The sequence below is a fragment of the Lacibacter cauensis genome (assembly GCF_007830055.1).
GTDB lineage: Bacteria > Bacteroidota > Bacteroidia > Chitinophagales > Chitinophagaceae > Lacibacter > Lacibacter cauensis.
In genome coordinates this window covers 382,044-406,033 of sequence record NZ_VLLE01000003.1, presented here as the reverse complement: position 1 = coordinate 406,033, position 23,990 = coordinate 382,044, and the positions used below count along the sequence as shown (strand labels likewise).

General features: G+C 42.8%; 16 protein-coding genes. All 16 read right to left on the bottom strand.

Annotated features, from left to right (window positions below):
• Positions 1-39: 39 nt before the first annotated feature.
• A complete protein-coding gene (kduD, locus tag IQ13_RS06985) occupies positions 40-804 on the bottom strand; it encodes a 2-dehydro-3-deoxy-D-gluconate 5-dehydrogenase KduD (RefSeq protein WP_144885389.1) in 765 nt (254 codons plus the stop codon).
• A gap of 8 nt (positions 805-812) precedes the next feature.
• Positions 813-2,255: a glucuronate isomerase gene (gene uxaC, locus IQ13_RS06980; RefSeq protein ID WP_144885388.1), complete on the bottom strand. Its 1,443-nt coding sequence runs from the start codon at positions 2,253-2,255 to the stop codon at positions 813-815.
• 41 nt (positions 2,256-2,296) lie between these two features.
• A complete protein-coding gene (locus tag IQ13_RS06975) occupies positions 2,297-3,814 on the bottom strand; it encodes a tagaturonate reductase (RefSeq protein WP_144885387.1) in 1,518 nt (505 codons plus the stop codon).
• Between the two features lie 54 nt (positions 3,815-3,868).
• Entirely contained in the window at positions 3,869-4,903 is a 1,035-nt protein-coding gene (locus IQ13_RS06970) for a pectinesterase family protein (protein WP_199758204.1), read from the bottom strand.
• Positions 4,873-6,777 (bottom strand): DUF4350 domain-containing protein, encoded by a 1,905-nt coding sequence (locus IQ13_RS06965; RefSeq protein WP_144885386.1) that lies wholly within the window; start codon positions 6,775-6,777, stop codon positions 4,873-4,875. The genes IQ13_RS06970 and IQ13_RS06965 overlap by 31 nt, the downstream gene beginning before the upstream one ends.
• 5 nt (positions 6,778-6,782) lie before the next feature.
• Complete coding sequence (locus IQ13_RS06960) at positions 6,783-8,435, bottom strand: glycoside hydrolase family 28 protein (RefSeq protein ID WP_144885385.1); 1,653 nt, start codon at positions 8,433-8,435, stop codon at positions 6,783-6,785.
• Between the two features lie 107 nt (positions 8,436-8,542).
• The gene (locus IQ13_RS06955) at positions 8,543-8,977 is read right to left on the bottom strand and encodes a nuclear transport factor 2 family protein (protein WP_144885384.1); all 435 of its coding nucleotides are present in this window, start codon (positions 8,975-8,977) and stop codon (positions 8,543-8,545) included.
• Positions 8,978-9,066: 89 nt separating this feature from the next.
• Positions 9,067-10,467 (bottom strand): Gfo/Idh/MocA family oxidoreductase, encoded by a 1,401-nt coding sequence (locus IQ13_RS06950; protein ID WP_144885383.1) that lies wholly within the window; start codon positions 10,465-10,467, stop codon positions 9,067-9,069.
• Between the two features lie 26 nt (positions 10,468-10,493).
• Positions 10,494-12,098, bottom strand: coding sequence for a glycoside hydrolase family 43 protein (locus IQ13_RS06945; protein WP_144885382.1), 1,605 nt, complete (start codon positions 12,096-12,098; stop codon positions 10,494-10,496).
• Positions 12,095-13,138: a Gfo/Idh/MocA family oxidoreductase gene (locus IQ13_RS06940; RefSeq protein ID WP_144885381.1), complete on the bottom strand. Its 1,044-nt coding sequence runs from the start codon at positions 13,136-13,138 to the stop codon at positions 12,095-12,097. The genes IQ13_RS06945 and IQ13_RS06940 overlap by 4 nt, the downstream gene beginning before the upstream one ends.
• 72 nt (positions 13,139-13,210) lie before the next feature.
• Positions 13,211-14,104, bottom strand: a complete 894-nt coding sequence (locus IQ13_RS06935; protein ID WP_144885380.1) for an alpha/beta hydrolase — start codon at positions 14,102-14,104, stop codon at positions 13,211-13,213.
• An 18-nt stretch (positions 14,105-14,122) separates the two neighbouring features.
• The gene (locus IQ13_RS06930; RefSeq protein ID WP_144885379.1) at positions 14,123-15,421 is read right to left on the bottom strand and encodes a nucleoside hydrolase-like domain-containing protein; all 1,299 of its coding nucleotides are present in this window, start codon (positions 15,419-15,421) and stop codon (positions 14,123-14,125) included.
• 7 nt (positions 15,422-15,428) lie between these two features.
• On the bottom strand, positions 15,429-16,358 hold the full coding sequence (locus IQ13_RS06925; RefSeq protein WP_144885378.1) for an alpha/beta hydrolase: 930 nt from the start codon (positions 16,356-16,358) through the stop codon (positions 15,429-15,431).
• Positions 16,345-17,337: an alpha/beta hydrolase gene (locus tag IQ13_RS06920; protein WP_144885377.1), complete on the bottom strand. Its 993-nt coding sequence runs from the start codon at positions 17,335-17,337 to the stop codon at positions 16,345-16,347. Before IQ13_RS06920 ends, IQ13_RS06925 begins: the two co-directional genes overlap by 14 nt.
• A gap of 36 nt (positions 17,338-17,373) precedes the next feature.
• Complete coding sequence (locus IQ13_RS06915; protein WP_144885376.1) at positions 17,374-18,396, bottom strand: pectinesterase family protein; 1,023 nt, start codon at positions 18,394-18,396, stop codon at positions 17,374-17,376.
• A gap of 5 nt (positions 18,397-18,401) precedes the next feature.
• Positions 18,402-23,984 carry a pectinesterase family protein gene (locus IQ13_RS06910; protein ID WP_144885375.1) on the bottom strand — a complete coding sequence of 1,861 codons (5,583 nt, stop codon included), beginning with the start codon at positions 23,982-23,984 and terminating at the stop codon, positions 18,402-18,404.
• Positions 23,985-23,990: the final 6 nt, after the last annotated feature.

Sequence of the window (23,990 nt, the reverse complement as noted above, 5' to 3'; positions counted from 1 at the left end):
ATTACTAATGACTGAATACTGTTAACACTATCGGCTTTCTTATCGAGCCATCCATCCACCATCTACAAACAATACAGTTCCGTTTACATAGTCTGATGCTGATGAAGCAAGGAAGGTAACCGGTCCTTTGAAATCGGCAGGTACACCCCAACGGCCAACCGGAATACGTTCGAGGATCGATTTGCTTCTGTCTGCATCTTCACGCAACGCCTGTGTGTTGTTGGTTGCAATATAACCGGGCGCAATGCCATTTACGCAAACACCTTTACTGCCCCACTCGTTACCAAATGCACGTACCAAACCTGCAACAGCCGATTTACTTGCCGTGTAGCCCGGTACATTGATACCGCCCTGGAAGCTCAGCAACGAACAGGTAAAGATAATCTTACCGCCGCCTTTTTCAATCATGTGCTTACCAAACTCACGACCAAGGATGAACTGTGCATTGAGGTTAATGTCGATCACTTTATCCCAATATTCATCCGGATGTTCTGCAGCCGGTTTACGCATAATGATACCGGCGTTATTTACCAGGATATCGATGCGTTCGTTCTCTGCTTTTACTTTATTGATGAAAGCATACAATGCTTCTCTGTCTGAAATATCAACACGGTGATAGGTGAATTTTCTTCCCGTAGCTTCCACAGCAGCTTTTACATCGCTGTAATCTTCAACAATCGATGCACCAATGATGTCGGCACCGGCTTCGGCCAATGCAGTTGCCATACCCATACCTAAACCGGTATCGCAACCTGTTACTACTGCGGTTTTACCTGCGAGATTAAATAGATCCAATGTTTGCATGTTCTTAATTATAGTTGATTAGTAGTTACTGTTTGTGCAGCATCTAAATACTGCAGGTTGAAATATTCTTTTGCGTTGTTGTAGCAAATATCCTGGATGGTTTTACCGATCAATGCAAGATCGTTCGGCAATTCACCATTCTCCACTTCTTCGCCATACATGTTACACAATATGCGACGGAAATATTCGTGGCGTGGGAAGGAAAGGAAACTGCGGCTATCGGTTAACATACCCACAAAGCGACTTAGCAGACCCATGTTACTGAGGGCATTGATTTGTTTGATCATTCCATCTTTCTGATCGAGGAACCACCAGCCACTGCCCCATTGTACTTTACCCGCCACAGAACCATCGTTGAAGTTGCCGATCATGGTTGCGAACAACTCGTTATCGGCAGGATTCAAATTGTAAATGATGGTCTTTGCCAGTTTATCATTTGTATCTAACCGGTTGAGGAATTTTGACAGTGCACGTGCCTGCGAAAAATCACCGATGCTGTCCCAACCGGTATCTGGACCTAATTGCTTTAACATACGGCTGTTGTTGTTACGCAATGCACCCAAGTGATATTGCTGTACCCAGCCTTTTTCATGATCCCATTCTGCGAAGATCACCAGCATAGCACTCTTGAATTTTTTCTTTTCTTCGAGTGTTAAGTTGCCACCACTGCGTACCTGTGCAAAAATGCCAACGATCTCTGTTTGCGTATAATCTTCTGCATAGATCTCTTCCAACCCATGATCAGATACAGCACAACCATTCTCCGCAAAATAATCATGACGTTTTTTTAACGCTGCTAAATAATCGTTGAAAGTGCTGATAGAAATATCGGCTGCCTTTTCCAGTAAAGTGAGATAATTATTGAAGGTGATGGTATCATCCACATTCATCGCTTTATCCGGACGGAAAGCAGGATTCATTTTTGGTGAACCACCTTGTGCACGGTATTGCTGATGATATTTTAAATCATCAACCGGATCATCGGTTGTGCAGATGAGTTTTACATTCATCTGTTGCAGCAACCCCTGCACACTATGTGATGCGTTTTGCAATTGTGCCGTCGCATCATCGTAAATACGTTTAGCACTGTCTGCGTTCAACACTTCTTTGATGTTGAAATAACGTTGCAGCTCCAGATGCGTCCAGTGATAAAGTGGATTACGCAATGTATAAGGAACAGTTGCCGCCCATTGCTCAAACTTTTCCCAATCGCTTGCATTACCTGTAATGAATTTTTCGTTTACACCGTTTGTACGCATGGCTCTCCATTTGTAGTGATCGCCATATAACCAAACTTGCGTAAGATTTTCAAAGTTGATATTGTTGGCCACCTGGTCGGGTAACAAATGGTTATGATAATCGATGATGGGCATTTGCTTCGCATACTCGTGGTAGAGACGCTGTGCTGTTTTACTTTGCAGTAAAAAATCTTCGTTTAAAAACTGTTTCATACTAGTTACTGTTTGCCGCAACGGATTGCAGCGGTGATCAATTATAAAGCCACGTTTGCATTTTCCAGTTCGGCTACGGTTTGTGCAACGCCTTTAGTAAGCATACTGTTCAGCTGCTCTTCAACGGCATGTAAAAACCCGGGATATTGTGTAATATCTGTATCCCACAATGCAGTGTTCTGCATCACTACAGCTGGCACTGCAGCTGCTTCGTGTTGCTGCCATACATCGTAGAAATAAGCAGCGCTGTCGTCTTTAATTTCATACTCCACGCCATTGCGTTCGCCAAAATATTTATTCTCCTCCTTCCTTGTTGCTTTCATAAACAACAGGAACGCAGCAAAGCCAGCCGCCATCCGTTGTGGAGCACTTGTGCCCAATTCGTAATGGCGTTGAATAAGTGGCAGGTTACGCATCTTCATCTTAGATGTATACTGCACGGTTATACTCAACAACTGGTGGTCAATCGCCGGATTACAGAAACGATCGAACGTACTGTTCGCAAAATCTTCTTTCTGTTTTACCGGAATATCAAACGGAATTGCCGGAGCAATTTCTTTGTGCATCAATGCTTTTGTAAAACGCCCGAACACCTCATCCTGCACTACTTCACGTGTTATATTGAAACCTCCTAAAAATGAAATACCGCAGTTGAAGGTATGGGTACCGTTGAGCAAACGCAGCTTTAATTCTTTGAACAACGTAATATCAGCAGCAATAACAACAGCAGGATCTACCTGCGCAAATGATAATACGTCTTTTACTTTTTCATCGCCTTCAATAGCCCACAACCGAAACACTTCGCTCATGGTTAACAAGTGATCGGCGTAACCCAATTCATCTTCCAGCTTCTTTAACTCTGTTGCATTGGGTTTGCCCGGCACAATACGATCCACCAATGAATTGCAGAACGTATTGTGTTGTTCCAGCCATTCAATAAATGCAAACTCAAGTTTATTTAAATGTGCCAGCTCCAGTACAATGCTTTCGAGTTTGGTGCCATTGTCGGTAATCAGTTCAGTAGGCACAATCACCAGTCCGCTTTCAGGTGTGCCGCCAAACGCTTTAAAACGTTCGTATAAGAACGCTAATAATTTTCCGGGGAATGATACCGGCGGATCGGCCTGGATATTATCTTCCACTAACTGAATACCTACTTCTGTTGTGTTGGAAAGCACAACCTTCAGATCGGGATTGTAAGCGCATTTTAAAATGATCTGCCATTCGCTTTTTGCACTCAACACACGACTGATAGAAGCGTTGACGATATTCTCTTCAACACTCTTTCCGTTTTCAATACCCCGTACACAAACAGTGTACAGGCCATTTTGCAGATCAAATGCAGTGCTGTCGCTTTCGGTCGATTTCACTACGACAATCCGTCCGTTAAAAATTCCTTGCTTATTGGCTTTGTCTACAAAATAGTCGGGTAATGCACGAAGCAATACCCCTGTACCAAACTGCAGAATTTTTTCGGGCAGTTCGAAGAGCTGATCGGCAGGAACCTGCAGACCGGTTTTAGATTGCAATTGCTTGCACGTTTCTCTCGTTAATTGCATAACGCTATCGATTGTTTTGCAACACCGGTTTTGCCGATGCCTGTTTTATGGTTGTTAGGGTGCAACAGGTTTCCAACGATCGCCGAATACCCATTGTACATTTATTTCAGTTGCTGTTTCCTTCGAAATATTATTGGCAAACCAGCTGTAATTGCCGGCTTTGCGTATACAGTTGTAATAAAAAATACGTTCGCCCCACTGCAGGTTATTGTTGCCTGCTTTGTAAATGGGTGCATCTTTCATATTGTCTGCAAACAAACAATTGATCAGATAGAATTGTGCTTCACGGTGATAACGACCCAGTAAAAAACCATCATACCCTTTAAAGCGGCAATTGAGCAATACTGTTTTGGAATCTTTGTGTTTCGATCCATCATGCCAGATAGCAGCGCTGCCTGTATGTGCAATAAACTCACAATTCTCGGCCCATGCCCAACCGCGAGGACAATAAAAATCAACACCACCTTCCATTACACAATCTTTGAAATACCACATACCATTCTCCACATCCCACGGACTTACCGTATCACCTGCATAAGCTTTGAAATGACAGTTGATGGCTTTTAGCCTTGTGCAATGCATGGTACGCAAGGCCATCTGGTGACTGCTGCGAGAAATGGTTTTTTGTTTGCTGATGGTATCCTGCGGACAGTTGACTACACGATCATTTACATAATCAAATCCATACGTATTGTTAATGGTAAGATTTTTAAGTGTAATGTCGTTGGCGCTCACATTCATCGTGGCAACACCCCAGTCATCGTTGTGTTCGCAACGCCACTCATCTCTTGCAATTGCAGCGGTAATGATGGTAGACGTTCTGTCTTCGCCTTCGAAAACAATATTGTGTTTTTCGATATAGAGCTTTTCTTTATAAACACCCTTCTTAATAAAAATGATCCGGGCTGTTGCAGCCGAATCACTTAAACTGTTGATTGCTCCCTGTATGGTTTTATAATCGCCTTTTCCTTTTGCATCTACAATAATCTTCTTCTGCGCCTGTGTTGCTATGCAACAAAGGAACATCAAACCCATCCATCCATATCGTAGCAAGGCCGTCACTTCTTCGTTGCTGTTTGCAGCAACCACTTCGCAAGATCTTCGGCTGCTTTATAGTTTTCAAAATCGGCCGGTAATAATTTCCGGTTGTCGATGTATTCGTTGTAAATCCAGGGATCACCTACTGCAAACACAGTTCCTTTACCATATTTTGCAACAGCAATGATGGCTGCATTTTCTTTTGTTACAATGGTTGTTGCAGGTGCTTTCACCTTCAGTTCACTGATTTCTTTCAGGAACATTTTTTTTGTTGTTTTGAAAACAGGGTTGTTAGCGCCAGGTAATACTTCGCCCTGCACATAGTTGTCATTCTTCACCATGTTTAAACTGTTATCGGTAAACGTAATACCAAACTTGTTGGCCAACAGATTGAAATGTTTCAGATCGCAGTTGTTGCTGTCGTTCGCCAGTAAGATCAATACACCGCCTGCTTTTACCCAGTTGCTGATGGTTGTTACATCAGTTGCAGTGACATAATTCGGGTTGGGATTATCTCGCACATGATCGGGATCAACGATGATGTACACCGATGCTTTGCTGAGATTACTTGCTGTTGGCGCAACATCCAGTGATTTGATAGTAGCACCATAGCGTTCAAAAATGGTTCCCCATGTATAATACCCACTATGACTTCTTTCTTCCCAAGTGTAATGCCAGTAACTCATCTGGTCACCTGCATCTTTCTTCTTCTCACTGTTAAACCAGCGGTCGAGTAACACTGTTTTTCCTTTACCAATATGCTGTGTTGGCAACTGCTCCATTTCACCGGCAGCCAATAAAAATGCACCTACACCTTTGGCATCGTTGACGATTACATCTTCGCTCATGTAATACGCAAAGCTGCCATCACGGTAAGGTTTGCCACCAAGGCCCGATACTTTTACCGTACCGTGCAAATTGGTTTGTCCGTTTTCTTCTTTAATGAAACGCTTTACAATACCATCGTATCCCTTCTTCGCAATAGCAAGTTTTGCAGCAGGTAAATATCCTTTGCGCACACCTTTCGCCACAGCATATACAAATTGCGATGAAGCAGATGCTTCGAAATAATTTTTCTCCTTACCTGGTCCGTTGTAATTCATTACATCGTACCACAAACCTGTTGATGGGTCTTGCTGTTTTTCAATAGCATTTACTAAACGGTTGAGGATGGCAATCAGGTCTTTGCGTTTTGGATGATCAGCAGGGAAGTAATCCAATGCATCAACCAATGCATCGGCATACCAGCCCATAGCTCTGGCCCAGAAATGTGGTGATGTACCGGTTGTTTTATTAGCCCATTGCTGCTGTTTGCTTTCATCCCATGCATGATAGAGTAAGCCCGTTTTCGGATCACGTGCGTGTTTTTCCATCCAAATAAACTGATTGGCAATATCGTTGAAGGCTGTGTCTTCGTGAAAAAGCATGGCATACTCTGCATAAAACGGAGCACCCATGTACAAACCATCGAGCCACATTTGATTGGTGTAAATTTTCTTATGCCAGAAACCACCTTCGTTGGTACGTGGGTGTGTACGCAACTGATCACGCAGGTGCATGGCTGCTTTCTTATACTTTTCTGCACCGGTGATACGGTAGAGCATTAATACCAGTTTGCCATTGTTTACATGATCAATGTTGTATTCTTCCAGTTCATATCCTTTGATGCTGCCATCGTTCTGCACAAAATAATCCATGCGGTTTTTGATGGAGTTGTAATACGCTACATTACCGGTGCGCATCCAAAGGCTTTCAAAACCTTTCAGCACCACACCCATGTCGTAGCTCCATTTGGTACGACTTCCGATGGGCAAACTGTCGGGCCATATTTTATCAACCGTGGCAGCAACTTTTTCGCTCCACATTGTTTGTGCAGATGACTGCAATGCAATAAACAGCAATACGATCGTTGTCAATTTTTTCATAGTTGTTACCAGTTGATTTGTTTTGCATCAGCTCCAAATTCACTTACCAGTTTCTCTTTTACCTTGGACGCATCTGTGTTTTTGATGAGAATATTTTTTGTACGCTCGCCGGCTGCACGGAAAAGCAACTGGCTTCCCTCTTTGTATTTCAGGTTATCGAATACGAGGTTGTCGCTGTTGATGATGTCTACCACAGGATTGGTATCCGCCGGAATAATGGTGATATTGCGGAAGGTAATATTGCTGGCTTCCTGCACATCAATGCCTTTATCGGCCTGCAGTACCATATTCTCCAGTACAATATCTTTTACATGCATTTCGGGTACGCCACGCAGGAAAATACCTTTCTCTGCTCCGTTGCAGTACACATTGCTGATGTGGAAGTTTTTAAACACCGGAGTAGTTTCATCAACCGGTTTAAATTCCACTTTGGGTAATTCTCTTTTTTCACCTAAAAGCGGAACAGGATCTTTGGCCATGTAATACATATCGAAGAGGATGGCTTCGGCAGCAATATCTTTCATGTAAATATCCTTGATGAAAATATTTTCCACCACGCCGCCACGGCCACGTGTAGTTTTAAAACGTAAACCAATATCGGTTCCGATAAACGTGCAGTTGCTGATGTACATGTTTCTTGCACCACCACTCATTTCACTGCCAATTACAAAACCGCCATGCGATGCATACACGGTACAGTTGCGGATGATAACGTTCTGAGTTGGCATACCACGTTTGCGACCTGCTTCATCTCTGCCACTCTTCATACACAACGCATCATCACCAACATCAAATGTTGAATTTTCGATGAGTACATTGCTGCAGCTTTCCACATCAATACCATCACCGTTTTGTGCATACCATGGATTTTTTACGAAAATGTTGCGGACAGTTAAATGCTCACTCATCAACGGATGTAAGCACCAGGCTGCAGAATTTTGAAAGGTAACACCTTCCAGTAAAATGTATTTACAGTTGGTAACAATGAAAAGATTGGGACGAAGAAAATCTTTGATGTTTTCGAAATAAGCAGCATCACGCTCAGGTTTAATTTCGCCGGGGTTGGCTGGTCCCTTGCTCGCTTTCATAAACGCTTCAGAAGGATACCATGTTTTTTTATCCTCACTCACCACACCGCCTGATGCGACTAATTTTTTCCATTGACCTGCAGTGAGCTTATCGCTTTTAACCGAACGCCACACATCGCCATTGCCATCAATAATTCCTTTACCGGTAATAGCAATGTTGCTTGCATCTGTTGCAGAAATGGGCGATTGGTTACGCATTTGCGGTAACCCTTCCCAGTTTGCTTTTACTAAAGGATATTGCGATTTATCGGCTGTAAACAGCAACGTAGCACTTGCTGCAATATGCAGGTTGATGTTGCTCTTTAACACAATGGGGCCTGTTAACCACAAACCTGCAGGTACCAATACCACACCACCACCACGTTTGGCCAATGTTTCAATGGCGTTGTTGATGGCTTTTGTATTGATTGTATTACCATCGGGCACCGCACCAAATTTTACAATGCTGACGGTATCTTTTTTAAACTTTGGTGAAATAACAACCGGTAGTTTTTTATTCCACTGTGCTGTTGCAGCAAATGCTGCAAGCAACAGCACGGCAAGAGAAGATATTTTTTTAAATGACAGCATACTTGTTCGTTGTTTTTGAAACAGGCCACAAGTTAACCTTGATAGACGGGCTTACCCCCCTTACGGAGCGGTTTATTTACGCAATCGTTTTCGACTGCTTCTGATTGTCAGGGAGTCATTTTTACCGCCTGGCGAGCGAGTAATTTCCACTCTTTTCCCTCTTTGAGCCACACGAGCAAAATACGCAGGTGTACTTCGCCGGGTTTGTTGTTATCATTGTTGGTTGAATGCAGTTCGTGGCGAACAATGGCCACCTTACCGGTAACATTGATGGTTTGATTTTTTAATTCAATCGTAATAAAATCCGACTGACCACTCTTCAGTTTTTCAATAAACTGTTCCTGGTTTTCTACTGTACCGCCCGAATGGCCATAGCTGAGCTGTGTACTGGAAATTGAACGCAGATCATCGGGGTTGGCCGAAATCATTGCCAGGCGTAATTTCTCTACTGCTTTTGCTACTGCTGCTTCCTGTTTCGATTGAGCATTTGTTTGCAAAACGGTAAAGAGTAAAGCAAAAAAAGGAACGACTATTTTTTTCATCTGAAATAATTTACTTGTGGTTACTGATACAGCATCAACCCGGTAATCAATAGAACAACCGTTTACCGGGTTTATTATTTTCTATTTGTTTATACATCATGCCTGTTTGCTTTTGGCACCAGGTCGGTTAACTCTGAAATTTTTACCGGGCGCTTCAATGCAATACTCTTACGGGCAGCAATACCAATTAAAATACTCATGGCACCATCACGTGTACCGGCCATAATATGGTGAGGGTTATCATTGGTATCAATAAACATTCTACGTTGCATACGCACATCGCCACCACCATGTCCTGCTTTGATAATGGGTGTGGTGTATACTTCAAACTTCTTCGCAAAATTATCCATGGCAATAATTTCCCTTACTTCGCCTTTAACCCCATCATCCGCTTCGCTCATTTCTACTGCGTGCTTTTTGGATTGATCTTCCTGTACCTTTTGCATAAACGGAATATCTTCCCAGGTATCGAGTCTTCCTTTTGTTCCATTGAATGCAATTTTCCAGCCTTCATACGGTGAGTATGTTGTAAGCGAATAGTTCACTGTTACTCCATTTGCATAAATGATCTGCGCACTCATCTTATCAAAAATGTCGATCTCGTTGCTCCATACGCAACCATCACGCAGGTAACCATCGTACTTTTCATTTTCTGCATAAAGGCTCATCAGTCGTGCATCTTTGGTCATATCCCAATAGAATTTACAATTGCCTTTATGTTCGCAACTGCGGCAGTTGGTACCACGGAATGCATTGTTTTTTCCATAATGATCGAGGCTGCCATAAGCCGATACTTCCACCGGTTCAGAATTGAGCCACCAGTTCAATAAATCGAAATGATGCGTGGCTTTATGCACCCAAAGCGATCCGCCTTTATTCATGCGGCCATGCCATCTTCTGAAATAATCAGCACCATGATATACGTTGAGGTACCAATGAAAATCAACTGAAGTAATTTTTCCTACACGTTCTGCTGCGAGTAATTCTTTCAGTTGCATATTGTGTACACTATGCCGGTAATTGAATGCAACAATTACTTTTTTGCCCGAACTTTTTTCAGCATCAATAATTTCCTTGCACTTTACCTCATCGGTGGTCATTGGTTTTTCTGTAATTACATTGAAGCCTTTTTTCAATGCCTTTACAATAAACTCATGGTGTGTTGCATCAACCGTAGTTACAATAATATAATCTGCACTAACCTTTTCGAGCATTTCATCAAAACTGGCAAATGCCTTTACATCGGCACCATAACGTTTCTGTGCACGCATCATACGGCCGGTGTTACTATCGTGTACACCTGTAAACTCTATATACTCTCCAAAATTTTTAATTAAGTCTTCGCCCCAGAAACCACTTCCACGATGGCCGGTACCTGCCTGTGCCAATTTTATTTTTTTACCTGTGGGAGATGCAAGTGATGCAAACGGATGCAGCATAAGCGATGCGCCTGCAGCTGCAGTGTACTTAACAAAGGATCTTCTTTCCATATGGCAATTGTAGTTTTTAAGAATCGTTATTGTTCGATGCGGAACCAATCAATATCTGTTATGCCGGCATCGTTTGTTTTGTTACTGCGGTTGAAGAAAAAACCAAGCTTGGCACCAACCCATCGACCAGGCTTTGCAGTTAACGCTTCACCTATCGTTTTAAAGTTTATTCCATCCTCGCTGTAACTGAATGTGCAAATAGCTTTTTTACTCACCTGCACACGGAAATAAATATCCTTACTCTTCAGTTTTTCACCATCCTGCACTGTTTCTTTTCCCTTCCTGTCTGCATCCACAGCTTTTACATAGCTGATGTAGTTACCATCGGCTCTTTTTTCTACAGCGATGTACGCATAACTGGCACCATGCACCATTAAGGCAAACCGTTCCTTTTCGTGCTTGGGTTGAAAGGAGATTTTTGCTGTTGCAGTAAAAGCTTCTGTCGGGAATTTTTGTGCCAGCAGATTCGGATAATCCCAGGCCGTTTTGATACTATCGGGCAAGAGTGCAGAGAACATCCTTAATACACCTTCAGCAGTTGGAAAAGCCCAGCCCTGCTGCGGGTTGGCCTGCCATTGCCATTGCAAACCGAGTTTTGTTGTATTGAATTCATCACTATCAGTAACTGTTACCACAGGATATGTTTTGCCGACATTGGGTTTTTTGTAAACCATCACCGGTTCACCTTTTCCATCAGCATCTTTATCCACACCAATTACCGGCCAATCGTTTTTCCATATCATCGGTTGTAAATGCACCACTCTTCCATACGCATCTTTATCCTGAAAATGCAGAAACCAATCTTCACCTGTTTGCGTGTTGACCCATGCGCCCTGGTGCGGACCGTTAACCGGTGATGAACCTTGATCCATCACAACTTTACGTTCATAAGGGCCATATACATTTTTTGAACGAAGTACCAATTGCCAACCGGTGCTTACACCACCGGCCGGTGCAAAAATGTAATAGTACCCATTGCGTTTATAAAACTTCGGTCCTTCCAATGTTGGATCAGTTGCATGACCATCGAAGACCAACACAGGATCGCTGATAACTTTTGTGCCTTCTTTGTTGAGTTCTTTTACAACTAGAATGGATTTAAAACCAGCACGACTTCCTGCATACGCATGTACGAGATAAACTTTACCATCTGTATCCCACAACGGACAAGGATCAATCAAACCTTTTCCTGCTTCAACCAGCACAGGTTCGCTCCAGGGACCGGTAATGTTTTTTGCTTTGGTGAGATAAATTCCAAGATCAGGATCGGGATAGTAGATATAAAATTCGCTGTTGTAATAACGGATGGATGGTGCCCACACACCGCCACCATGTTGCACGGCAGAAAAATGATTGAACGGTGGTTGCCGTTTCAGTGCATGACCAATCAGCTTCCAGTTCACTAAATCTTTCGAATGTAAAATCGGCAAGCCGGGAATATGATTGAACGATGAAGAGATCATATAAAAATCATCACCAACACGAATAGCATCGGGGTCACTGTAATCGGCATCGATCACCGGATTTTTATAGGTGCCGTTTTTCTGATCGCTTACCCAAACGTTTGAAACGGTTTGCGCACCCGCATGCATGCAAATAGAAACGAAACCGATTACCAATAATTTCTTCATAATTTAATTATTCTTTTTTCTAAGTTGCTTCTGAAAGCTGCTTCTATAATACGTATCACATCTGTTCCTTCTGCTGCTGTTACAGGTAAAGGTTCATTGTTACGGATAGCTTGATAAATACCTTCATAATACGCTGTATAATTTCCTTTTTGAGAAGGGATATATTCTCTGATGATGTTGCCATTTGTTTCTGTATGCAATAATCCTTTTTCCGTTTCCTGTTCAATACCATAAGCAACATCGGTCGGCAGCATGTGTGCCTGCAGTTGCGCTTCCTGCATATCTGTTTTTGGTTTAATGAACGAACCTTTGCTGCCATGCAATACATAGCCGGGCAATGCTTCACGCACCTGGTAACTGCCTTTAACACGCACTCTTGATGAAGGATAGTACAACAGCACTTCAAAATAATCGTCCACCTGCGATACGGGTCGCATGATAGCGATATCGGCAAAAACAGCCGTTGGTTTGCCAAACAATTGCAATGCCTGGTCGATGAGATGCGAACCAAGATCGTACAAGGCACCGGTACCTTTCATCGCCACTTCTTTATGTGCTTTCGGGCTGATCTCTTCTTTATATCGATCGAAATGAAACTCTGCTTCTACAATGTTGCCCAACAGTTTTTGATCAAGCACCGATTTGATCGTTTTGTAATCACTGTCATATCTTCTGTTTTGGAAAACAGAAAGCTTCAGATTTTTTTCTGCTGCCAAGGCTATCAACTCTTCTGCTTCACTTACTTCAACCGTAAAAGGTTTTTCGCACACCACATGTTTACCAGCCAGCAATGCTTTCTTTGCATAGTCGTAGTGCGTGATGTTCGGAGTGTTCACCACTACCAACTCAACGTTTTCATCCATCAGCATTTCTTCGAGCGTTCGGAATGTTTTTACCGATGGATATTTTTCCTGTGCCAGATTTTTTGTGCGTTCCCATACGCCATAAAAATTGAAGCCGGGATGTGTACTGATGAATGGCGCATGAAACACCCAGCCACTCATACCGAAAGAACAGATTGCTGTATTGATCGGTTGCATAAAATATTTGTTTCTGGTTACAGGTTGCAAGTTACCGGTTACCTGAAACCTGTAACTTGAAACCGGCAACAATTATAAAGTTGTCAGCCAGTTCTTCAATCGCTCCATCCAGTTGTCACTTGTTGTTTTATTATTCAGCCCAAACCCATGTCCGCCTTTTGGATAGAGATGCATTTCAACCGGCACTTTGTATTTAATACAGGCCTGGTAATAACGGATACTGTTCTCCACCGGTACCGCACCATCATCACCTGCATGTACTAAAAACGAAGGAGGCGTTTTCGCATTTACCTGTAATTCGTTTGAGTACAGTTTAATTATTTCTGCCGATGCCGTTGCGCCAACTAAATTATTTCTCGATCCTTTATGTGTGATGGTACTGTCGAAACTGATAACAGGATAAATGAGGATCGCAAAATCAGGACGAACAGAACTTGTGTCTTTGTTAGTAACATCTGCGTTACTGGAAAAATGTGTGGCAGCAGTTGAAGCTAAATGTCCGCCGGCTGAAAAACCCATGATGCCGATCTTGTCTTTCTTCAATCCCCATTCTGTCGCTCTGCTGCGCACCAAACGAATGGCTTGCTGTGCATCCATCAATGGAGCAATGCTGCGGTCGATATTCGTTGTATCATCGGGTAACCGGTATTTCAACACAAATGCAGTAATACCCCACTTGTTCATTTCTTCGGCCACACGGGTACCTTCTTTATCAAACGCTAAAATGCCGTAACCGCCACCCGGGCAAATGATCACCGACATCCCATTAGCGTTTTCCGGTTTATACACCGTAAGTGTGGGCACACTTACTTTTGAAATACGCAGCACGTTATCCTTCGATACGGCACTTTCTTTATTTGCTGCCTGCTTTGCATTTGGAATAGCGCTACTATACAGCGGCATTTCGGTTTGTGCATTTGTTTTCACTGCAGCAAAAATAGCGATGGCTAAAATCAGCTTCTTCATAAATATTATCTTACTGGTTTAGTTTTCCTGTAACCACTTCCAACGCTTTGCCCAATCTAACAACACATCGGTTCTCCATTTCAACACTGTTTGTGCTCCTTGCGAATCATCATCAAAAAGTTTTGGATCACTACGATCAGTAAACCAGTTTGCACCTAATTGATAATCTGTTGAGCGTTGTTTACCCGGCCAAACATTATCCACTACAAATTGTCCGTTCCTTTCTTCAAATCCTTTTACAGGTGATGTGATGCTGTAAGTGATCATCTCTGTCTGCTTCGGACAATACCTGATCACATAGTCACCATTACCCAAATAAAACCCCGCCCACTTCTGTTCACCGATCTTTGCTTTCACGCTCATAGTAAAACATGCAGAGTCGGGAGGGATGTTGTTATCAACCGGTCCCTTCAAATGTAACTCAACAACAGAATAAACTGTTACTGTATCTGCAAGTGTAGGATTTCGGTTAAATACTATTCTTGGGCTATGTGTAAACTTTTCAAAACTTCCGCCCCAACTTTCTTTGTAAGGGTTATTTGGATCGCCATCCATTAAATAGAGTAATGCCGGTGTATCACCCATTTTGATGGCTCCTTTGTAATAGTTCTTATAATCTTTCCCTAGATACCCCGCCGCTTTAATAAACCGATCATAATAATTACGATTGCGTAAGCTATCGGGTACTCCATTATTCGAAAAGAAACCATCGTATGAACTGTTGGCTTCAATAAACCAGAGCTTCGGAAAGTTTGCAACAATATATGCATAACTGTTGGCGCTCCATTTTTTGTTTGGTCCGCCGATCCAGTACACTTTAATGTTGCTTTGAATTTCAGGTGCATCATGCAAAGCCTGTGCAAGATCATCTAACCCGCCCCATACTAAAACCCACAGCGGCAGTTTACTTTTTTTCTTTGCGCAGGTAATGATCCAGTTCGATCCTTCAGTTGCCGTTGTATATCCTGCAAATGGGGCTGCACCTGAGCGACCCTGTTTGCATACTGCTTTTAATGATGCTGGTGTTGGATAACCTTTCTGATGTTTTTGCAGAAGTGGCAGATCTTTTTCATACAGATCGATCATACGCAACAATTCTTTCTTGCTTCCTTGCCCGTACGATGGAGAAGAAACAAGTCCTTCTGTTTCAAACAGGTGACTGTACATTAAATAATGGGTGATGGATTGATTATCGTCGGGGTCTGTACCACCAATGTCAGTACTAATAAGCAAGCGTGGTTTTACAGTCACAGGTTTTTGCGCAAACAAAACAACAGCACCAACGCTAAGTAACCATAGTAATACAATTTTTTTCATTCAAAGATTATTTAAACGAAAGGGGATTAATAAACTTCATTTCTTTCAGCCATGCTTCTACTAAATTCAGCCATTGATCGGTTGATCCGGGATTTTCATCTAACCGGATACCATGACCACCTTGCGGAAATACATGCAGACTGGCACTGATCTTTTTTTCAACTAATGCCTGGTAGAATAACAAACTGTTCTGCACCTTTACTGCGCTGTCGTTTTGGGCATGCACCATAAATGTTGAAGGCGTAAACTCACTCACCTGTAATTCGCTTGAATAATTTTCGATGTTGGCTTTTGTAGTATCAGCACCTATAAAATTTTTCTTGCTGCCCCCATGCGCAAATTTGCCCATAGTAATTACAGGCGAAAGCAGCACCATAAAAGAAGGACGGAAACTATATTGATCAACAGTATCCTTTATTGCACTTTCATCTTTTGCATGTGTGCCGAGCGTGCTTGCTACATGACCACCTGCACTAATGCCCATCACTCCGACATGCTCTGTTTTGATATTCCATTGCTGTGCATTTGCACGAATGATGCGCATGGCCCGTTGTGCATCCTGCACAGATGCCAGTTGTTTGTTGATGAGGTCCTGCTGATGGGGCAAACGATGAATGAGGACAAAAGCATTTACACCGATGGTATTGTACCACTTCGCTAAGTTGAAACCACTGTATAAATGAGAGAGCCGTTCGTAACCTCCACCAGGAATGATCAACACTGCTGTGCCGTTGTTCTCTGCTTTTGGTACAACAAAACAATAGATGCCCGGCGTTGCCACTCGCCAGATGCGTTCGTTATAGATGCTATCGGTAATTTTTTTGCCGTTATTGTTTGGTTTTTTTCCTGCAGGCCATAACGGAACAAACTCCTGCGCCTGCATTGATGCTACAAGGAGAATAAACAATACTATAAAAACTATTTTAGTGCTGCGCATCAGGAAAAATGTTTTGCAGAAATGAAGTGATATAGTTAACTGTTGGGGTAAACCAGGGTTCGAACAAACAAAACGAATGTGGTGAATTTTCAAACGTGTGTACTTCTGTATAAATCTTATGCTGCTGCAGAATGCTGATATAGTCTTCTCGTCCTGCATGCATACGCTCGACAGAACTGTTGAGAAACAAAGTAGGTAACGAGTTTGCACCCGCATGTGAAAGCGGCGAAGCTTCTTTCCACAACTCCGGATTTTCGGTGGTATTATAACCCAACCAATATTCTGATGCACCGATTGTTGGCGAGGGTTTGGTTTCGCTTGATTGCGGATGGATAAATGACAAGGTTCCATCAACATCTACAATGGCCTGTACGTTGGTACTTGCTTTGAGGTTTGTAAGTGGTTCAAATGGTTGATAGCCGTTTGTGTTACCTACTAATGCTGCTAACTGTCCGCCTGCCGAAAAACCCATCACCACTATTTTAGTTGTATCAACAGCATATGTTGCTCCTTTGGTTTTAATCCATTGCACAGCAGCTTTAATATCCTGCACTGCTGCCGGATAAAAGGCCTCGGTTGACAACCGATATTCAGGTGTAAAACAAGCATACCCTTTTCCTGCAAGAGCAAATGCCAGTGCATGATGTTGTGTGCGATTGCCCGAGCGCCAGCCACCGCCATGAATGATGATGATAGCAGGATGCAACTTTTTATGCCCCTTATTTTGCTTTGGAAAGAAGGCATCTAACTGTAAAAATCTGTTCGTGGGCTTATAGTAATTGATACCCTTTATTTCTTCAATAAATGCACTGCGTTCATCTGCAGGCAATACAATGAAAGGATATTGTTTCTTTACCTTCTCCTTTTCCTTTGTAAGATTGAAAGAAGTATCAGGCACATTGGTAATACCATTGACTGTTTGTGCGTTTGCTGCCATACAAAACAGCAGACCATGTACTATGTAAAACAATCTTTTCATGTGTGAACCTTATGCCTTTTCGCTTTTGGATTTTGCTTATTGGGTTTTCCCGCTTGTCCATTCAAACGGTTTGCTGCGTGATTGCATAAACCAACCACTTTCATCTTTCACCAGGCTGTTGTTGGAGAAAATACTCTCCAGCGTATATGCTTTTGCTTCTTTATCGCTCAGTTGTTTGCTCCAAGCAACACGTTTGCCGGTGGCAGCACCTTCGCCGGTGCATTGATATTCTGCATACAATACAGTTTGTTCATTGGCAGGGTTACCCCAGTTGCTCCAGCCTTCGGGTGCAATTTGTTTGGGCATTTCGCAACGGATGAAGACTGTTTTTGCATGTGCACGCCAAGGTCTTCCTAAATAAAGTTTTGTAACGGACGAATCAGCAACAATCTTACAATCGAGAAAAACGTAACCAAATTGTTTACCGGGTGTGGTGCTTGCTGCCGTGATGTAGGAATTTGATTTTGCTTTGATGCTACAGTTTTGAAATACTGCTGTTGACGGACCAAAAATGAAATCGGTTGTGCCTTCGATATAACAATCCAAAAACAATTGGCGGGCATTTTCACCTGCTGCAAAAATCGTATCCTGGTTGCCAAGGAACTTGCAGTTTTTGAATACGGCTTTATCTGCATCAACATACAAGGCCAGTGCTTGTCCCACCGGACCGGCACTGTTGGCGAACGTAATATTCTCTGCATAAAAACGGTTGCCCGAAATTTTTGCAGTATAAGAAGTAAAGGTTGTATGCTTCCCTCTTCCCGAATAGTCATTAAACGTAATGATCGTCTTCTCCACACTTTCACCAATAAAGGTTACATCGGTATTCGTTGCCGGCAGTTCTATCTTTTCATTGTACACACCATTCTTAATGTAAAGTGTAATTGATGCTAAGGGATACACACGCATGGCATCAATGGCATCCTGTATATATTTAAATTCGCCACTGCCATCTTTGGCAACAGTGAATACATACTTGTATTGTTGCGGATTGCCTGTTTGTGCAAAAGCGAAACTGCAACTAAAGATCAAAGCAATCAAAAATATAGTCTTGTTCATATCAATTAATGTACGACGATGCATTTTAAAACAACATTGTCTTTTCCTGAACTGTACTGAATAAAATATTGCCCCTGTGGTAACGTCTGTACATCCACAGACGTTTGTGTTGTGTTGGGCGTTGCTTTCCATTCGGCTATTTTAACGCCCAACATAGAATATAAAACAATATTTGTGTTGTTTCCGCTACGTGGATGTTTAATATAGATCGTGTTTGCTGCAGGATTCGGATAGATTGCAAATCCTCTTGCAGCAATATTATCAAGCACACCTGTTGTTACATTTTGTGTGGCGATACCTTTTGCAATAACATCTTTCAACTGGGCATAACGTCCTGCACTTGTGCTGCCGCAACTGAAATAAAGACGGACGCTGAGTGTTTGTCCTTCGGTTAACGTAACACCCGTTGAACCGTTTAATGGAAAGCGATATACTGCAGAAGGACCATTGTTATCCTGGGTTAATGCCTTTTGCGTTGCAAATTCATAACCGGTTACTTCTGTTGAGTCGCTTACAAATCCACTTCGGGAATACACAACAGCAATTTTAATGTTACTGTTCGACCCGTAAAATGCATTGTTGAACAGCAGACTGTCGATACGTGTTGTATAACCTGCTGCTGCAGTAAGGGTAAATTGTTCGTAATTGGTGCGGTTGAGGTTACCACCGGGTCCACCCGATCCACTTGTCCAGTAACCATCTGCAGTTGCAGCAAACACCTGTCCTCTTGTTAAGGAGTAAGGCAACATACCGGCAACGGTTACAGCATCCGATACAGCAAACTTGCTGAACGTTGGCGCACTTGCAACAACACCTGCCGAACGGATGGCCGCACTGTCCTGATTGTTTTGTGTAAACGGCCAATGCTGCAACACTGCAGAAATCTGTACAGGCTGCGATTGAATGGTTCCTCTCACTGCAGTCTTCACCGTATCGGCTAATGTTGCACTATGGACAATGTTATCGTTGTAATTGCCAACAGCAGTGCCGTTTAATCGCAATGTTAACGTAGTATTGGTAACAGTTCCATTTGTTGGTTTCAGGCCAAGCGATTTGCTGTTGTTATACCAGGTTGTTCCTCCATCGGCAGATACCTCATAATTAAGAGGCGGAGTAATTTTAATACTGTCAATAATATTCAAACCCGAAACAAGGTAGGTTTGTGTTGTTGAGGGCGTGCCAATGCCTTGTAAAAAATCAGACAAGGCAGCAGTTACTGTTATCAGTGGCTTGCTTGATACATAGGCTGTATCTGAAGTTGTAGTGGTGAACCCTGCTTTCGATAAACGAACAATATAATAATAGCTTGTACCGGCAGCAGGCGCATTGTCAACGTAGCTGAAGTTGGCAGCAGAATCTTCGCTGCTGTGCTGCGTGCTGATCAATGTAAAATTCTGTTTGTCTGAACTCCTGTAAAGATCGCATTGAATACCTGTCATTGGCCAGGTAATATTCCACGTAACATTCACCGTTGTTGCAGTTGCATTTGGTTTACGTGCTAGCACATTTGATGCGGATAATTCAGGAACAAATGCAGTAGTTAATTCCGGCCATGTACTGTATGGATTCCAAGTAGCCATTGCCGGTGTGTTGGCGTTTACAAACACCGTATCGTTGTTATAATACTTTGCTGCTTCAGCTGCAGTTAATTGTTTACTCCAGTTTACACGGCCGCTTATATCTTTCAATGTACCATCATAGTTCTTCGTATTGTACTCAGCATAAGTAATGTACGATGTATTTGTTCCTGCATCCCATGCACTCCATCCTTCGGGTTTGATTGATGCACCCATGAATGAATTGAGGAATACAGTTTTGTTGCGTGATTTTGATGCATCTGCTGTGCCGGCATCATTCTGCCAAGGACGACCTAATGTATAAAATGTAGTACCCCGGTTTTTGGTGAGCTTACAATCACGAAATACATAACCATAACCTGATTCAAGTTTTGTATTAGCAGCCGTTACATAACCACCGGTTCCGTTATCCAATCGTGTACGTGGATAAATAACACATGTATCGAAGATGATGGTAGATGAGCCAAAGATGAAATCCGTATTGCCATCAATATAACTGTTCTTCATGTACACACGTGTACCCCTGTTGTTACCGCCGTAGTACGTATCCTGTCCGCTGTTCATGCGGCAGTTAAAGAACACAACACGATCAGATGTTGTGTATACAGCCACGGCTTGCGGACCATCGCCCGGTGCAGGAACCAGTGCATTGGCATTAATACCATAGCCTGTTGCATTTTCAACCGACAGATTCATCAGCATTACATCAGCTGCATTAATAATCATGGTACCGCATGTTGAAGTGCCATATGTACCACCTGCTGGATTTGCTTTGCCCGAATAGTTATCATAAGAGATAATTGTCTCCGCCATGTTTTCACCAATCAACTGCATGAAAGGTTTGTTGGATGGAATGACAACTGTTTCCACATACTTTCCTTTCTTGATAAAAATTCTCCACGGCGTAGTACGGTTAGTTGGTGCTGCAGTGATAGCAGCTTGTACCGATGTATAATTACCTGAACCATCCTTTGCAACCAATACATCATACACAGGAGTTAGCACAGGGTTTGATGCCACACCTGTTACTGTTAATGTTTTGGTAGTGGCGCCCCCACCTGCAACAGAAATCGTTCCGGCATATGTTCCTGCACTTACTGCATTTAAACGAACAGAAATTTCAGTTGATCCAATAGTCCCTGATGTTGGAGATAATGTAACACTGCTTGTCCATGTTGTTCCGTTTAATGAAACCTGGTAATTTGATGGGGCCGTTATTGTAACATCAGCAGTAAGATTTGTTCCGCTTACGGTTGCTTTTTGCACAGCTGATGGCGTACCGATGGTTTGTGTGAAATTGGTAAAACTGGCTGTTGCAAGAAGAGTTGGCGCATTGGAAGTATTTGCAATAGCCGATAGGGTTGCAACAGGTGAATAGTTAAATGCCTTATCGGCCGTAAATACGTGATAGTAATAAGTTGAACCTGTTGTAACAGTACCATCGTTAAAAGATGTACTTGTACCCGTATATAAAACAGTATAATCTGCACCAATGGTATTGCCCGCTGCATAAACTCCTTTTGTATTTAAAGCAGGTGCCGCACTTACTGTACTTCTTACAACAATGTAACCGCCGTTATCAATACCTGTTGCGGGTGCCGACCATGTTAATGCAATGGCATTTGCAGAACCTGCTGCTGCCAGATTAGTGACTGCATCGGGTGCCGTGTTGTCCACGGCAGTACCGGGATAGGCTACATAATCATCAATATAAAAATAAGGCGACTGCGGATTGGAAATCTTCATTCCGAAGTAGGTACTGGTTGGAGTTGTAGCTGCTGTTTTTAATGTGCCTGTAAACAATTGCCAGTCTTGTGGTGTAGATGCATCTAAAGTAGCAGTGGCTGTTGTTAACGAAGTACCTGTTCCACCTGTTGCTCCTACAACAGTTGCCGATCCGTTTAATACGGTTGATGCAGTTAATGTTCCAACAGGTTTATACCAAAACTGAATTACATAATCTGTATTCTGCGTAAGTGCAGGATTGGTTAACACCGGAGAGAACATATACTTTACACTGGTGCTTGCCTGTTTGTAAAACATAAGTTTATTTCCGGTGCGGGCTTCAGCTCCTTTAATTTCCCAGGCAGCCGATACTTCCCAATTGGTAGTGGATGAATGTGCTGTTACGGTTGAATAAGAACCGACAGTCTGGTTTTCAAATCCACCATCAATACCGGGAAAATAACCAATAGCTGCATCCTGCAGGTTCTGCGAAGCATTTCCTGTTACTGCGATCGACAGATTGGTTGCACCTGTACTGCTGCCAACAAGATTGCCTGCAAATGCGCCGGCTGTTGTTGCATTCAACCGAACATAAATGGTTGTTGACGTAACACTGCCATTTGTTGGAGTAAGTGAAACACTGTTGTTCCAGGTTGAATTATCGGTTGATACTTCGTAAGAAGCAGGTGCTGTAATCGTTAGAGCAGCTGTAAGATTTAATGCAGAAACCGTAAACGACTGCGATGCAGAAGGAGTACCTACTGTTTGCGTAAATGATGTAAATGAAGAAGAGCTGTAGATGGCAGGTGATGTATTCTGCTGGGCCGTAATAATAGAGTTGAGATAATTTTCTAAGTTGGTATAACCATTTGCCGCAAAAATTCCACGATCACTTGCATCATTTGGATTTAAACCATTTGCAGTTTCCCATGCATCGGGCATACCATCATGATCGGTATCGGTTGGTGCCGTTGTTGAACTCAACGCAGGCCATGCATTCACCGTGTTTGCATAAGGCGTACCATGTGGAAAGCCACCCTGCACATCAATGATTTTTCCTGTGCGGTTGCGTACATCGTTGGTAACACGTTCATCCAACGTATCACGTTTTAAGCTGGCACCCGCATATTGCAATACCAGGTCGTATGCTTCCTGTGCCGTATGTGTTGTGGTTAAATTGTAATTGGATAAGAAAGGAGTTACTGATTTTGACTTAACCGTATCAGCAGCAACACCTGTGTTCATACTTGCACCAGACCAGTTGTTGTTGGTATTGGTGGTTGAACCATCCACATAGTTACCCGAAAGAAAATATTTTGCATAACCAAACTCAGCAGTACTGTCAACACCAACAATTCTGTAACGTACACCACTGCTTGTATTTGGCCCATACTTGTAATAGTTGTTTACAATATTGTATTGTCCGCCATCGCCGCCATAAATCGTATTGATGCCCCAGTTGTAAATAACATTGTTACGAAAATCAGCACTTTCAACCGAACCTGCAGGATAAGTACTGTTTCCTGCAAAACGTGGATTCCTGTTGCGGCAATGCGCAATCAGGTTGTGATGAAAACTGCCATGCAAAGAACCCCAGATACCACCATATCCATGATTTTCAAAATCGGTATCGCCTGTTTCAAAGTGGTAAGAATAGTTCAATGGCTCCGAAATAATATTCCATTGCAGCGTAACACTATCACCCCGATAAACGGTTAATGCTTCATCGCTGCTCCAGCTAACACTGCAATGATCGATGATGATATTTTTGTTACCAAGATTACCCAATGCATCATCGCCACCGCTGCCATCCAAGGGCATACAGGCTGCTGTAAACGGAGCAACAGGTACACCGCAGTTGGCAGGTGAAGTTTTCAACTGATTCTTATCGCCCATACGGCAACGGATATAACGTAAGATCACATTATCGCCACTGATCACGACCGGGTAATCAGCCAAACAAATACCATCACCCGGTGCTGTTTGCCCGGCAATGGTTGTATTTGCACGAATGTTGAGTTTGGATGTAAGATGTATGGTACCTGATACACGAAACACAACGGTACGGTGTGTGGCGGTTTGTGTTAAGGCATAACGCAAACTGCCCACACTGTTATCATCGTTGAGATGTGTTACTTCAAATACAGTGGTAGGAACACTTACCGTTCCTCTGCCGCCCGAAGTAAAACGGCCGGCACCTTCCGCACCGGGGAAGGCGATCTGCTGTGCATGCATGACAGAACCACAAAACAGCAGAGAGAGAAAAGCAACAATTCGTTTGGGCAAGCAAAG